The 13,956-nt window shown below is 39.5% G+C and carries 13 protein-coding genes; 10 read left to right on the top strand and 3 right to left on the bottom strand.

Annotated features, from left to right (window positions below):
- Positions 1-179: 179 nt before the first annotated feature.
- A complete protein-coding gene (rpsA, locus tag OZX60_06070) occupies positions 180-1,409 on the top strand; it encodes a 30S ribosomal protein S1 (GenBank protein WEV44997.1) in 1,230 nt (409 codons plus the stop codon).
- 36 nt (positions 1,410-1,445) lie between these two features.
- Here the strand turns inward: rpsA and OZX60_06065 are convergent, their stop codons facing one another.
- Positions 1,446-1,898 carry a universal stress protein gene (locus OZX60_06065; protein WEV44996.1) on the bottom strand — a complete coding sequence of 151 codons (453 nt, stop codon included), beginning with the start codon at positions 1,896-1,898 and terminating at the stop codon, positions 1,446-1,448.
- 163 nt (positions 1,899-2,061) lie between these two features.
- Here OZX60_06065 and OZX60_06060 point away from each other — a divergent pair, with 163 nt between their 5' ends.
- From OZX60_06060 to thiI, 4 genes are all read left to right on the top strand, one after another.
- A complete protein-coding gene (locus OZX60_06060; protein WEV44995.1) occupies positions 2,062-2,385 on the top strand; it encodes a hypothetical protein in 324 nt (107 codons plus the stop codon).
- 26 nt (positions 2,386-2,411) lie between these two features.
- Positions 2,412-4,472: a sodium:proton antiporter gene (locus OZX60_06055; GenBank protein ID WEV44994.1), complete on the top strand. Its 2,061-nt coding sequence runs from the start codon at positions 2,412-2,414 to the stop codon at positions 4,470-4,472.
- Between the two features lie 147 nt (positions 4,473-4,619).
- The gene (locus tag OZX60_06050; GenBank protein WEV44993.1) at positions 4,620-5,762 is read left to right on the top strand and encodes a cysteine desulfurase family protein; all 1,143 of its coding nucleotides are present in this window, start codon (positions 4,620-4,622) and stop codon (positions 5,760-5,762) included.
- A gap of 10 nt (positions 5,763-5,772) precedes the next feature.
- Entirely contained in the window at positions 5,773-6,990 is a 1,218-nt protein-coding gene (gene thiI, locus OZX60_06045) for a tRNA 4-thiouridine(8) synthase ThiI (protein WEV44992.1), read from the top strand.
- A gap of 55 nt (positions 6,991-7,045) precedes the next feature.
- Here the strand turns inward: thiI and OZX60_06040 are convergent, their stop codons facing one another.
- Positions 7,046-9,442, bottom strand: coding sequence for a transglycosylase domain-containing protein (locus tag OZX60_06040; GenBank protein ID WEV44991.1), 2,397 nt, complete (start codon positions 9,440-9,442; stop codon positions 7,046-7,048).
- 131 nt (positions 9,443-9,573) lie between these two features.
- Here OZX60_06040 and tyrS point away from each other — a divergent pair, with 131 nt between their 5' ends.
- The gene (gene tyrS / locus OZX60_06035; GenBank protein WEV44990.1) at positions 9,574-10,827 is read left to right on the top strand and encodes a tyrosine--tRNA ligase; all 1,254 of its coding nucleotides are present in this window, start codon (positions 9,574-9,576) and stop codon (positions 10,825-10,827) included.
- 97 nt (positions 10,828-10,924) lie between these two features.
- Positions 10,925-11,272: a hypothetical protein gene (locus OZX60_06030; GenBank protein ID WEV44989.1), complete on the top strand. Its 348-nt coding sequence runs from the start codon at positions 10,925-10,927 to the stop codon at positions 11,270-11,272.
- Positions 11,273-11,288: 16 nt separating this feature from the next.
- Here OZX60_06030 and def read toward each other — a convergent pair whose 3' ends face one another.
- Positions 11,289-11,900 carry a peptide deformylase gene (gene def / locus OZX60_06025; protein WEV44988.1) on the bottom strand — a complete coding sequence of 204 codons (612 nt, stop codon included), beginning with the start codon at positions 11,898-11,900 and terminating at the stop codon, positions 11,289-11,291.
- A gap of 204 nt (positions 11,901-12,104) precedes the next feature.
- Between def and rpsO the strand changes: the two genes are divergently transcribed.
- The 3 genes from rpsO to OZX60_06010 all read left to right on the top strand — a co-directional run bounded on the left by rpsO (position 12,105) and on the right by OZX60_06010 (position 13,931).
- Positions 12,105-12,374 (top strand): 30S ribosomal protein S15, encoded by a 270-nt coding sequence (gene rpsO / locus OZX60_06020; protein WEV44987.1) that lies wholly within the window; start codon positions 12,105-12,107, stop codon positions 12,372-12,374.
- A 127-nt stretch (positions 12,375-12,501) separates the two neighbouring features.
- Positions 12,502-12,996 carry a GNAT family N-acetyltransferase gene (locus tag OZX60_06015; protein WEV44986.1) on the top strand — a complete coding sequence of 165 codons (495 nt, stop codon included), beginning with the start codon at positions 12,502-12,504 and terminating at the stop codon, positions 12,994-12,996.
- Entirely contained in the window at positions 12,996-13,931 is a 936-nt protein-coding gene (locus tag OZX60_06010; protein WEV44985.1) for a class I SAM-dependent methyltransferase, read from the top strand. The genes OZX60_06015 and OZX60_06010 overlap by 1 nt, the downstream gene beginning before the upstream one ends.
- Positions 13,932-13,956: the final 25 nt, after the last annotated feature.

Below are 13,956 nucleotides of genomic sequence, written 5' to 3'. Positions count from 1 at the left end.
ATTCAAAAATAATAGTTGAAAATAAATGCAAGGCCTAAAAACAAATTTTTGTGTTTTTTTGTGTTCTTTTTTTGTTGTTGAATTAATAAAGACAATATTTCTTTTATTTTTTTAGTTTATGTGTTAAAATCTATTTAAGACTGTGTGTCAGTTAAGTCGTAGGAGGAAGAAATTTTATAATGAATGAATTTGAAGAACTATTAAACAGCGTTGGAGATGTCAAAGTTGGTGACATCGTTAAAGGTGAGATCCTTTCAGTAGACGGCGACCAAGCTTCTGTAGCTATCGTTGGAACTGGTGTTGAAGGTGTCCTTACTTTACGTGAACTTACAAGTGATCGTGACGCTGATATAAATACTTTTGTAAAATCAGGTGATGAATTAGAACTTTTAGTTGTAAAACAAATCGTTGGTAAAGAATCTGAAGGTGCAACAGTATTCCTACTTTCTAAGAAACGTCTTGATGCTCGTAAAGCATGGACTGCTCTTGAAGGTAAAGAAGGTGAAGTTGTAACAGTTAAAGTTCTTAAGAACGTTAAAGGTGGACTTTCAGTGGATTATCAAGGTGTACGTGGATTCATCCCAGCATCTATGATTGACACATATTTTGTTCGTGATACTGCTAAATTCGTAGGTCAAGAAGTTGAAGCTAAAATCATCGAAGTTAACGCTTCTGAAAACCGCTTCATCCTTTCTCGTAAAGCAGTAGTTGAAGAATCAGCAGCAGAAGCTCGTAAAGAAGTATTTGCGAAAATCGCTGAAGGTTCAATCGTTGAAGGAACTGTAGCACGTTTAACAGACTTCGGTGCTTTCGTAGACCTTGGTGGTGTTGACGGACTTGTTCACGTTACTGAGCTTGCTCACGGACGTGTAAGAAGCCCTAAAGATGTTGTATCTGTAGGTGACCAAGTACAAGTTAAAGTTCTTAAAGTTGATGAAGATGCTAACCGTATCTCACTATCACTTAAAGCAACTACACCTGGACCATGGGAAAACATTGAAGAAAAAGCTGCTGCTGGAACTGTTCTTGATGGTGTTGTTAAACGCCTTACAGACTTCGGTGCCTTTGTTGAAATTTTCCCAGGTGTTGAAGGATTAGTTCACATCTCACAAATTTCACACACTCGTGTTGAAAATCCAAAAGATGTTCTTACAGCTGGTCAAGAAGTTAAAGTTAAAGTTCTTGATGTTAAACCTGAAGAAGAACGTGTATCACTTTCAATCAAAGCTCTTGAAGAAGCACCAGCACGTGCTCCACGTCAAGACTCTGATAACGAAGGACGTTCAGAACGTTCAAACAAACCACGTCGTAACAACAAACGTAAAGTACAACGTGATTACGAACTTCCAGAAACTCAAGAAGGATTCTCACTTGCGGACTTCCTAGGTGAAGATTTCAAACTTGACTAAAAAGTATTTTAAAAAGAAGCTTATAGCTTCTTTTTTTTATTTATTATTCTTTTTATCACGGACAACTAAGACATCACAAGGTGCATGGCGAATAATGTATTCAGCAACACTTCCAATTAAAAGTCTTTCAATGGCTGTCTGTCCTGTTGAACCGACCATTATCAGGTCAACCTTTTCTTCAGTGGGGATAGTATCTGAAAGCATGGCCCTTGGACTTCCAAATTCAATATAGCTTTTAACATCTTTAAGTCCCTTTTCACGAGCCTCGTCCTCGTATTTTTTCATAAATTCCTTTGAGGACTTAAGGGCATCTTCAGCAATAACACCTTCAAAGCCTGAAAGACCTTGGAAGGCACGGGAATCAATAATATTTGCAATAATAAGTTGAGCCTTGTTTCTAAGGGCTGCGTGAATGGCTTTTTTAAAGGCTACATCTGCCTCATCACTACCATCAACACCGACTAATATTTTTTTGTATTCTTCTTCCATAAGCACTCCTTTTCTATATTTTTATCTTACTCTTTAAAAATAAAACTGTAAAATATTTATTAATCTTTAGCTTTTAATCTCTTGCTTTTTAAGATAGATAGTAGTAGAATAACTCATTGACTGTGGAAAAAAATCCACCCTACAAATTTTTTGGAGTGTAATAATGAGGAAAAATATCTCAGAAAAAGAATTTCTGGAACGTTTAGAAACTATGCGCAAACGTTATTTGGAGCGATTGGATGTTAGTGAAGAGAGCCAAAAACCTCTTAAATACAAGGAAAAGTTTTATGAACGTTTTGCTTCTGCTGAGACAAAAAAAGCTAAAATGAAGCGTCGTGCTGCCCAACTTGAATTTAAACGTTGCCAACGAAAGATTGACAACAAATCATGTTCTGACTTGGACGAAAAATTGGCAGCTCAAAAAGCTCTTTTTAAGCAAAAATATAAAAATGTATACCGCGATTTTACTAAAACTCGTGAAAATTAAAAAATAACTAGGACAAGGAGAGATTAATGGACCATCATCTTATGTTTATTATCATCGGTTTTTTCCTTGCTTTGATCTTATCAAATATAATTAACCGAGTATTTCCTAAAATTCCCCTGCCCTTTATCCAGGTTGTCTTTGGTATGCTTCTGGCCTATTCTGGGGCAGATGAGATGCTAAAGTTTGACCCCGAAATGTTTCTAGCCTTTGGAATTGCTCCCCTCCTTTTTAGGGAGGGAGAAGAGGCTGACGTTCCTGGTATTATGAAACATTCAAGGACTGTTTTAGTTCTTGTCTTAGCTGTTGTCTTTATAACAGCCTTTGTGATTGGATTTGTAACTCATTCCTTCTTTCCAGCTATTCCTCTGGCAGCCTGTGTGGCTATCGGGGCAAGTCTTGGTCCGACCGATGCAGTGGCAGTGTCTTCTTTAGCCTCGAGATTTGACTTTCCTAAAAGGATAAGAAATATCCTATCAGGTGAGGGACTTTTAAATGATGCCAGTGGAATCATCGCCTTCCAGTTTGCTATTTTAGCCTTAACCACAGGTAAGTTTTCCATAACAAATGCAAGTTTTCAATTTATTGTATCAGCCCTAGGTGGTGCCCTAATTGGGTATCTGGTTTCCTGGCTTAATAGCACCATCTTATCTTTGATGGAAGATGTAGCAGCCCAGGATGTGGTTGGTTATCTCTTGTTGGAGCTTATTATGCCTCTTATGGCCTTCAGTATTTCAGAATTAGTTGGTGTTTCAGGGATTATCGCAGTCGTTGTGGCAGGAATTATGCAGGCGGCTGGATTTAAAAAAATCACCCTCTTTGACGCCCAGGTTAACCGGGTATCAAGTACCATTTGGGATATGATTGTTTTCATTCTTAACGGGGTCGTCTTTTTATTCCTTGGAATAGAGCTTGAATCAATCGCCCTACCGGTTCTTAAAAATAACACCTACAGTAATTCCAAGTTATTAGTTATTATTATTGTTTTAACACTAGTGTTATTTGCGACCAGATATACAATCCTTTCAATCTTTTATAAGTTTGTAAGTCTTAAGAGAAAGCAACCCTTTGAAAGATACAGGAGTGATATAAATCTTTTGACCTTTGCAGGGGTCAAGGGGACAGTTAGTATTGCGACCATCATGTTAATCCCGCAGGCTATGGCCCAAAAGTATAACATGATGATTTTTACAACAGCGGGTGTTACTCTTTTATCATTTCTTTCAGGAATTATTATCCTACCTTTGATTGCTCCTAAAAAGGAAAGAAATGTTAACTACTTTAGTCAGATTTCTATCTTAAATGATGTGGTTGAAGCCCTTCAGGAAGATTTAGCCAAGGCCCGGGTTAAGGACGGTTACTATGCGACAATAGATAACTACACCAACCGAATCCAGCAGCTAATTCTGATGCAGGAAAGTGAAGAAGCCACCCAGGATTTCAATGACCTGCAGCTGATGGCTTTAAGGATTGAAGAAGACAGTCTTGACCGAGCTTATACAGACGGGGATATTTCTATTTATACTTATAGGATTTATCACGGCTACCTCAAGGAGCTTGAAAGATCAATCAAGCATAATCTGGTTTCTTCTCTAACCTTCGCCCTAACCATTCTCTTTAGATCCGTTCACCTGGTTCTGGCAGAGCTTGTTCACTTGGGGCGCCGCAAGAAAAAAGAAAGCTCTAATATTCAGAAAGTTAGCCCTGAGGTTAAGCAGGAGTTGAAAGATTTATATCTAGAAAATACGGAATTAATTTTATCAGCCTTTTACAACTTGACTGATATTTATGATCCCTATTTGATTAATCTTTTGACTGCAAATAGATTAAGATCAGCTGAAATTGTTGCTGACGGTGACTTTACTAAACGCCTTATTTCAAGGTACAAGCCTAATAATATTGATGAGATGACCAGGGGTTATTATCTAGAAAGAAAGATAATAGCTGAGTATGAGAACAGAGGGGAGATAACCTCTGCCAAGGCTCGTAAACTTCGAAAAAATGTAAATACCCTGGAAGATTATTCAATGAATGAGGAGTATAGTAGCCTACTTTATGACTATTTGGACTACAAGGGTAATAAAAATTAATCAGTGGAAACACTGATTTTTTTTATTGAAAAAAGAGAAAAAAGAAATTCATGAGATTGACATATAAAGTGACCTATTTTTTTGCTATACTAGTTAGTGCTTATTTACAGGATAACCTGTATAAATTTAAAATTAGAGGAGAAAACCGTGATTTATTTTGATAATGCTGCGACAACAAGGCCTTATCCACAGGTTTTAAAAACATATACAGACGTGGCTCAAAGAATTTGGGGGAACCCAAGTAGCCTTCATAGTTTGGGGGCAACAGCTACAAAACTTTTAGATATGAGCCGCAAGCAGATTGCAGAGCTTTTAGAGGTTAAACCAACTGAGATCTTTTTCACCAGTGGTGGAACTGAGTCAGACAACTGGCTGTTAAAGGGTGTGGCCTTTGAAAAGGCTAAATACGGCAAACACATCATTGTTTCATCAATTGAACACCCAGCCGTAAAAGAATCAGCTGACTGGCTTTCTAAACATGGTTTTGAGGTTGACTATGCGCCAGTAGATCGCCATGGTTTTGTCGATGTCAAAAAACTTGAGGGACTTCTTCGTGATGACACCATTTTAGTCTCTGTCATGGCCGTAAACAATGAGATTGGAAGTATCCAACCTCTTGCTGAAATCTCAGAACTTTTAAAAGACCGTCCTAAGGTCAGCTTCCATGTTGATGCCGTCCAAGCCATCGGGAAAACAGAACGTGCCAACTTCCTGCCAGACCGAGTAGATCTTGCTAGTTTTTCAAGCCACAAATTCCACGGGGTCAGAGGAGTTGGACTTGCCTACATCAAGGAGGGTAAGAAGCTTGAAAGTCTTCTAACTGGTGGGGGGCAAGAGGGCAACATGCGGTCAACGACTGAAAACCTGGCAGGAATTGCATCCACAGCCCGTGCCCTGCGAATGACTCTTGATAACCAAGAAGCAAAACTTAAACGTCTTTCAGCCCTAAAAGAAGTTATCCTAACAGAACTTGAAAAACATGATGATATCGTCATCTTCTCGGGACGGGAAAACTTCGTACCAAATATTATTACCTTTGGTATCAAGGGTGTTCGAGGAGAAGTTCTAGTCCATGCTCTTGAAGAAAAAGACATTTTTGTATCAACTACAAGCGCCTGCAGCTCTAAGGCGGGAGCAGCCGCAAGTACTCTGATTGCCATGAATGTAAAACCGGACCTTGCCACAAGCGCTGTTCGCATTAGTCTCGACGACGAGAACAACATGGTTGAGGTTGAGCAGTTTCTAACGGCGCTCACCCACCTTCGTCAAAAATTCCAAAAGATTAGATAAGAGGAAAAATATGAATTATACAGAAATTATGGTTCGCTACGGCGAGCTTTCAACCAAGGGGAAAAACCGCGGTAAATTTATCGGCCGCCTGGCCCGCAATATTAAACAGGTTCTGGCTGATCTGCCTGAACTTACAATCGACGCCCAGCGCGACCGCACCCATATCATCTTAAATGGGGCACCTTATGAAGAAGTGGCAGAGCGTTTGACCAAGGTCTTTGGGATTCAAAACTTCTCACCTTCAATCAAGGTTGAAAAGACTGTCCCTGCTATTAAGGCAGCCGTTGCAGAACTTATGACTGACATCTATAAAGAAGGGATGACCTTCAAGATTACAGCCAAAAGAAGTGACCACAACTTTGAGCTAGACAGTACTGAACTTAACCGCGAACTAGGGGGAGTAGTCTTCGATACTATTGAATATGCTAAGGTGCAGATGAAGGCTCCAGACCTTAACCTTCGTGTGGAAATCCGTCCTGATGCCTGCTACCTGTCTTATGAGACAATCAAGGGAGCTGGTGGACTTCCAGTTGGAACCAGTGGGCGCGGGATGCTTATGCTTTCAGGTGGGATTGACTCGCCAGTTGCAGGATATTTAGCCCTAAAACGCGGGGTTGAAATCGAGGCCGTCCACTTTGCCAGCCCTCCTTATACAAGCCCAGGTGCCCTTGATAAGGCAAAACGCCTGACTGAAAAGCTAACTTCATTTGGTGGAAACATCCAATTTATCGAGGTTCCTTTCACTGAGATTCAAGAAGAAATCAAGGAAAAAGTTCCTCAAGCATATCTGATGACCATTACCCGTCGTTTCATGATGCGTGTGACTGATGAAATTCGCAATCGCCGTGAAGGGTCAATCATTATTAACGGAGAAAGCCTGGGCCAGGTTGCCAGCCAAACATTAGGCAGCATGGTGGTAATTAATGAGGTGACAAACACGCCTGTCATCCGTCCGGTTGTAACCATGGACAAGCTTGAAATCATTGAAATCGCCCAAGATATTGATACCTTTGAAATCTCAATTGAACCGTATGAAGACTGCTGTACTATTTTTGCTCCACCGAGTCCTAAAACAAATCCTAAATTAAAACATGCCATGGCCTATGAAAGCCGTATGGATGTAGAAGGTCTTGTTAAACGTGCAGTTGACGGCATCATGATCTCAACTGTTGAAAAAGAAGGTACTAATAAATCTCAAGAAGAAGAAATTTTGGCTGATTTTCTTTAATAAAAAAAGTTACTTGGTAGATACCAAGTAACTTTTTTATTGATAATTAGCGAGATTAGTGACTCTCACTACTTGAGCTTGCTGGTGTAGATGAATTAGTGTTAGAAGATGTTGATCCAATAATTTTAGACCAAGCATCTGCATAATTGGCATCAGAACCTCCAATAGCAAATTTGTATTGGGTAGTAGGGGCTCCCTTACTTGTAGCCCAGTAACTACTTGTTGTTTCACCAGTTACATCAACATTGTTTAAAGATCCACCAGTTACCTTACCTGGTTTTTCACCTGTTGATACTAAAACTTTACTTTCAGTTGCACTGGTATCAATCTTGAATTTTTGACCATTTCCGAAAATATTAGGACTAGCGCTATTTATAGCACTAACAAGGTTTGCCATATAATTTCCGTTGTTGGCATAACCTGTCAGAGGAGCCATTGAGGTATTGTTGTCGTGGCCGATCCATCCACCAAGTGTCACGGTAGGAGTTGAAAGAATAAGCCAAGCATCTCCGTAGTCATCACTTGTACCTGTTTTTCCGGTCCAGTCAACAGCGTCGACAAGACTTGGATTTACAGCTGCTAAATAGTCAAGGAATTTTGTTGTTTTCTTAGAGCGAACAGGACCTCTTAAAAGTTCATTCATAATAGAGGCTGTTGCTCTTGAGAAGACCTTGACAGGATTAGACTTCCATTCATAGATAACCTTACCGGTATCGTCAGTAATTTTTTGAACGACATGTTGCTCCTGGTACTGTCCGTTATTGGCTAAGGTTTGGAAACCGTTAGTTTGTTGGACAACAGTTTGGTCAATACCACCTCCCATAGGTAAACTTTCAATATAGTAATTATCTATCTGATAGTTCATTTTTTCCATGTAAGGTTGGGCAGGTTTTCCTTCTTTTAGAAGGGTTTGATAGGTCCAGTAGGCTGGGATATTCCAAGAAGCATCAAGGGCATCTTGGAGGGTCATCATTTCATTGGTTCCTCGGTCTCCAACGTGAAGGATAGGTTGACCACTTGAATAGTTGGTTGGATAGTTACTCAAACGGCTCTTACTTCCAATGATACCTTGGTCAATGGCAGGAGCGTAAGCAAGGATTGGTTTGATACTAGAACCTGGACTTCTCTTGGTGTCAAAGGCATGGTTATTCTGATTTTCCTGGTAGTCACGGCCACCAACAAATCCAAGAACAGCACCTGTTTTATTGTCCATGAGGACATTTCCTGTCTGAACCTCACCAGTTCCATCGTCTAGGTAGCCACCATAATTTGCTACAGCATTTTGCATGGCTGTATGGATATTTTGATCAATTGTTGATTGAACAGTGTATCCACCTTGCTGTAATTTTTGAAGGGCCAGTTTTTGGTATTTTTCCTTGGTTGAATCATTCTTTTGATCACTTTCAGAAACCTTGTCTTCAGCTATTAGGTAATCATAGACATGATCAATGGCCTCACTGATTACTGTATAGTAAAGATAGTCGTGGCTAGCTGTTTCTGAGTAACTTGGTTTTAAAAAGTCATTTGTTAAATTATAAGCCTTGTACTGCTCGTATTCTTCCTGGCTAATGTAGCCCTTACGGTACATATTAAATAGTACGGCATCCTTACGGGCTAGACCATAAGAAAGATTGTCTCCGTCTTTAAGGCTTGCGTCAGCTGCGTAAGGACTGTAGGTAATAGGACTTTGCGGAAGCCCTGCGATGAAGGCAGCCTGAGGCACATTAACTTCTGAGGCATGTTTGCCAAAAATTCCCATAGCAGCCTCTTCGACACCAGCAATGTTTTGGCCCTTATTATTACGACCAAAAGGTGATACATTGAGGTAGTCAGTTAGGATTTCATCTTTTGAAAAATCCTTTTCAACGGCACGGGCATAAACAATTTCAGAAGCCTTCCGTTTAAAGGTTGGACTATCACCCAAAATTTGTTGCTTGATTAACTGCTGGGTAATAGTTGATCCACCACTTGAGCTTCCAACTCCAATTGTTGCACCGATTGTGGCCCTTAAAACAGCCTTTGGTACAACACCATTATGGCTTTCAAAGTTTTCATCCTCAGTTGAAATAATGGCGTTTTTAATATTTTGTGAAATTTGCTGACTGCTGATTTTTGTTCTCACTAAATCAGAAGAAATAGGTGAAATGACACTATTATTATTATAAACAAGATTTGAGGTACCGTGGATATTATTAATTTTTTGGGTAAGTTCATCCTTATCCGGAACGTTAACCTCATCAATGAGACTGGCAAAATAGCCTATTCCCATCGATCCAACAAACAGTCCCCCCAAGAAAACTATAATTAAAATAGTAAATATAACCCCTCGGACTGATAAAAAGGCAATATTAAAGTAGTTGCTAAACTTAAGTTTAGGTGCTGGTTTGGTTGCACTTTTTCTATTTCTTTTTGACGGCTTTCTGCCACCCTTTTCACTATCGTTTCTGTTCATAATAGAATTATACCAAATTTGTTAATAATTGCCTAACAGGCAATATAAAAAAATTTAAAAGTTCATGCCAATCTGGTAATTATTTTGTTATAATTAAGCTATTATCATTTATTTTAAAAGGAGGTTATAGCATGGAAATTTTTGACGAGCTGGTCGAACGCGGCCTGGTTTTTCAAACAACTGACGAAGAAGCATTACGCAAGGCATTAAAGGAGGGAAGTGTTTCTTTCTATACCGGCTATGACCCAACGGCAGATAGTCTTCACCTGGGACACTTGGTTCCAATCCTAAACATGAGAAGGCTTCAAATTGCTGGTCACAAGCCAGTGGCTCTAGTTGGTGGGGCTACTGGAATGATTGGTGACCCAAGCTTTAAAGACGCTGAGCGCTCTTTACAAACAACTGAAACGGTAAAAGAGTGGAGTGCAGGTATCAAGAGCCAACTTGAACGCTTCCTGAGTTTTGAGGGAGAAAATGCAGCCAAAGTGGCCAACAACTACGACTGGTTTAGCCAGATGAATGTGCTTGATTTCTTGCGTGATGTTGGTAAGTACTATACTATCAACTACATGATGAGCAAGGAGTCTGTAAAACGCCGGATTGAAACAGGGATTTCATACACTGAATTCGCCTACCAAATCCTCCAAGGTTACGACTTCTACGAACTTAATGAGCGCGATAACGTAACCCTCCAAATTGGTGGATCTGATCAGTGGGGGAACATGGTAGCTGGAACTGACCTTATTCGTAAGAAGTCAGGCAAAGAGGCCCACGTTATCACAGTACCACTAATCACTGACTCAACAGGTAAGAAATTCGGTAAGTCTGAAGGAAATGCAGTTTGGCTTGACCCTGAAAAGACTTCACCTTACGAGTTCTACCAGTTCTGGCTGAATGTGGCTGATGCTGACGCCATCAAATTCATGAAGATCTTCACCTTCCTAAGCCTTGAAGAGATTGCTGAAATTGAACGTCAGTTTGAAGAAGCTCCACATGAGCGTCTGGCTCAAAAGACTCTTGCTAAAGAAGTGGTAACTCTTGTCCACGGAGAAGAAGCTTACGAGCAGGCTGTGAAAATCTCACAAATGCTCTTCAGCGGAAACATCAAGGAACTTTCTGTTAAAGAAATTAAACAGGGTCTAAAAGATGTGCCAAGCTACCAAGTTCAAGCTGATGATAACCTAAACTTGGTTGAAATTCTTGTGCAATCTGGTGTGGTAAACTCTAAACGTCAGGCTCGTGAGGATGTCCAAAATGGGGCAATCTATGTGAACGGTGAAAGAATCCAAGATACCAACTACGAATTAACTGATGCAGACAAGCTGGAAGGCGAGATGACTGTAATTCGTCGTGGTAAGAAAAAATACTTCATCCTAACTTACTAGGATACCCAAAAAGATCTGTCTGATAAGGCAGGTCTTTTTCCTTGCTAGTTTTTTACTTTCACATGCTCTTGTGATTTAATAAAGAATGGAGGTTTGTATGACATCAAAAACAAGTATTTGGGATTATAGTATGGTTATCTGCTTGCTGATGGGGGTCGCTGCGGGAAATATTTTAGGAATCTTTTTAGGCAATAATCTTTATTGGCTGAATGTTGGAATTTCACTTGGTTATTTTCTAGGTCTCATCGGTACAGTGCTTGCTCTTAGAGGAAAATATGAACTTAAAAGGGAGCAAGTTTCTACTATGCTCACCCTTTTTGGTCTGGGTGTGGGACTTTTGCTGAATTGTCTAATTTCAAGTCCTTACGGAATGCTTGCTATTATTTTAGGAACAGTTACAGGCTGGCTTCTTGGACAGGTAATCAAAAAAACTCCTATCATTTGATAGAAGTTTTTTCTTATTATTCAATGATTAAAAGATCTTCCGGAAGGGCAAATGGGTTTTTCTCATTGATACGGTCGTAGAACATGATACCATTGATGTGGTCAATCTCATGTTGGACAACGATAGCGTTAAATCCTTTAAGCTTAATTCGTTTTTTCTCACCATTTTTATCGAAATATTCAACAGTTGCGCGGGCATGGCGGATAACATATCCTGGTACCTCGCGGTCAACTGACAGGCATCCTTCACCGTCAGCAAGGGCTGCATTTTGCACAGAGTGAGAAACCACGCGTGGGTTATACATGATTTCTTCCAGGCTATAGGCATCATTTGCTGCGTCATCACCTGAATCTTCCTTTGGTACAAGGACTGCAATAATCTTTCTTGACACATCAAGCTGAGGGGCAGCAATTCCTACTCCTGGACGAAGTTTCATCCTTTCAGCCATAACGGGATCTTGAGAATGTTTTAAAAAGTTAAGCATCTTTTCGCCCAGGATGATATTTTCATCGGTTAGGGGAAGTTCAACATCAGAAGCAACCTCTCTTAGGGTTGGATTTCCTTCTCTGATAACATCCTTCATATCAATGAGATGACTGGCAGATGTTAAATGTTTAATTTTGTTCAATTTATGTTCCTCCGTGTAATTCATACTTATAATCTGACACTTTTTACTTTAAATTGCAAGTTAAATGCACAAAAAAATATTCCAATACTTGAAATTTCTATAATAATAGTTTATCATAAGTGAGTAGTTTTCTACAAGAAGGCATCTTGGTAAAACGCACGCCAAACGTTAACTCGGATGTACTTACAAAAAAGGAGAAATATAATGGCAATTTCAAAAGAGAAAAAAAATGAAATCATCGCTCAATACGCACGTCACGAAGGGGACACTGGTTCACCTGAAGTACAAATCGCTGTACTTACTTGGGAAATCAACCACCTAAACGGACACATTAAAGAGCATAAAAAAGACCACGCTACTTACCGTGGACTTATGAAAAAAATCGGACACCGTCGTAACCTTCTAGGATACCTACGTGAAAAAGACGTTCAACGTTACCGTGAACTAATTTCTTCACTTGGACTACGTCGTTAATTCGATAAGGAGCCACTTCGGTGGCTTTTTTATTTTGTATGTTTATAAGGTAAACTCTTAATAATTTTAATCACTTATAAGGCATGGTATAATCAGTCTGATAGTTAAGAAAAAGGAAGTATGAGATATGGATAATAAATTAGTAATCAGACAGGTTGTAGCTTCTGATCTTGAAAATGTTATGCGAGTTGAAGAGGCCAATTTTGGGCATGAAGCAACAAGCAAAAGAGCCATGAAAGAGCGTATTCAAACAACAGCTGATACCTTTTTGGTTGCAGAAATTGCAGGAAATTTTGCAGGTTATATTGAAGGGGCAGTTATTTCCGATAAGTACTTGTCAGATGAATTGTTTGAGCATGTTGAGAAAAATCCTGAAACAGGTGGATATCTTGCCATAACAAGTCTTTCAATTGATGATGATTTTCAGGGGCAGGGACTGGGAGATGCTCTTCTTCTGGCCTTTAAGGATTTAGCTACAAAGACAGGGCGCGAGGCTATAACTCTTACCTGTCATGATTATTTGATTAAGTATTATGAGAAAAAGGGCTTTACCTATGAAGGGAAATCCACTTCAACCTTAGGGGGTGGTGAGTGGTTTAATATGATATGGGAGGTAGAATAATGAATATTGAAAAAGTAGAACAGGCTTTTAACCTGATTATTGAAAATACTCAAACCTTAGAACAAGAGTTACACACTCATTTTTACGAGGCTTTGATTGAACAAAATGTAGCCTATGTGGAAGGAAAATCTGACAACAAGCTGGTTGATGAAAATAACCAAAAGTTGAAAGCTTTAAAACTCAATCAAAAAGAGTGGCAAAAGGCCTTTCAATTTGTCCTTATCAAAGGAGGACAGACAGCCAAACTTCAGGCCAACCATCAGTTTACACCGGACAGTATTGCCTACATCATTAATTTTATTATCAATACCATGAAACCAAGCGGTGACCTTTCAATTGCTGAATTTGGTTCAGGTACTGGTAATATGACAGCAACTATTTCAACGGGTCTTGACCGCAAGCTTCAAATTCTTGGAATCGAAGTCGATGACCTCTTGATTGATTTAGCTGCCAGTATGGCAGATGTGGCTGATTATGACATTGAATACATGCAACAGGATGCGGTTAAACCTCTGTTAGTTGATCCAGTTGACGTCCTAGTTAGTGATCTTCCTGTCGGTTTCTACCCAGATGATCAGGAGGCTAAAAACTTTCAGGTTGCAAATACAGGTGAGGGTCATACCTATGCCCACCATCTTTTGATGGAACAAGGTCTTAAGCACTTAAAAGAAGACGGTCTTGGAATCTTTTTGGCCCCACTTGATCTGATGACAAGTGAGCAGGCATCTGAACTTAAGGGTTGGTTGAAAGAAGCTGGAAGCCTTGCTGCCTTAATTGCTCTGCCGCAGAATTTATTTAAATCAAGTCCTAAGGCAATCTTTGTTTTTGATAAAAATGAAGCTAAAAAACCAACCTTTGTTTATAACCTATCTTCTCTGACAGATTCAGCTCTAATCCAAGATTTCATGCGAGAATTTAAGGAAAATATGTTATAATATTAACAAAATAACACCAATAAAG

It is taken from the genome of Streptococcaceae bacterium ESL0687 (assembly GCA_029392475.1).
Taxonomy (GTDB): Bacteria; Bacillota; Bacilli; order Lactobacillales; family Streptococcaceae; genus Floricoccus.
This window is presented reverse-complemented; position numbering and strand designations above follow the sequence as displayed.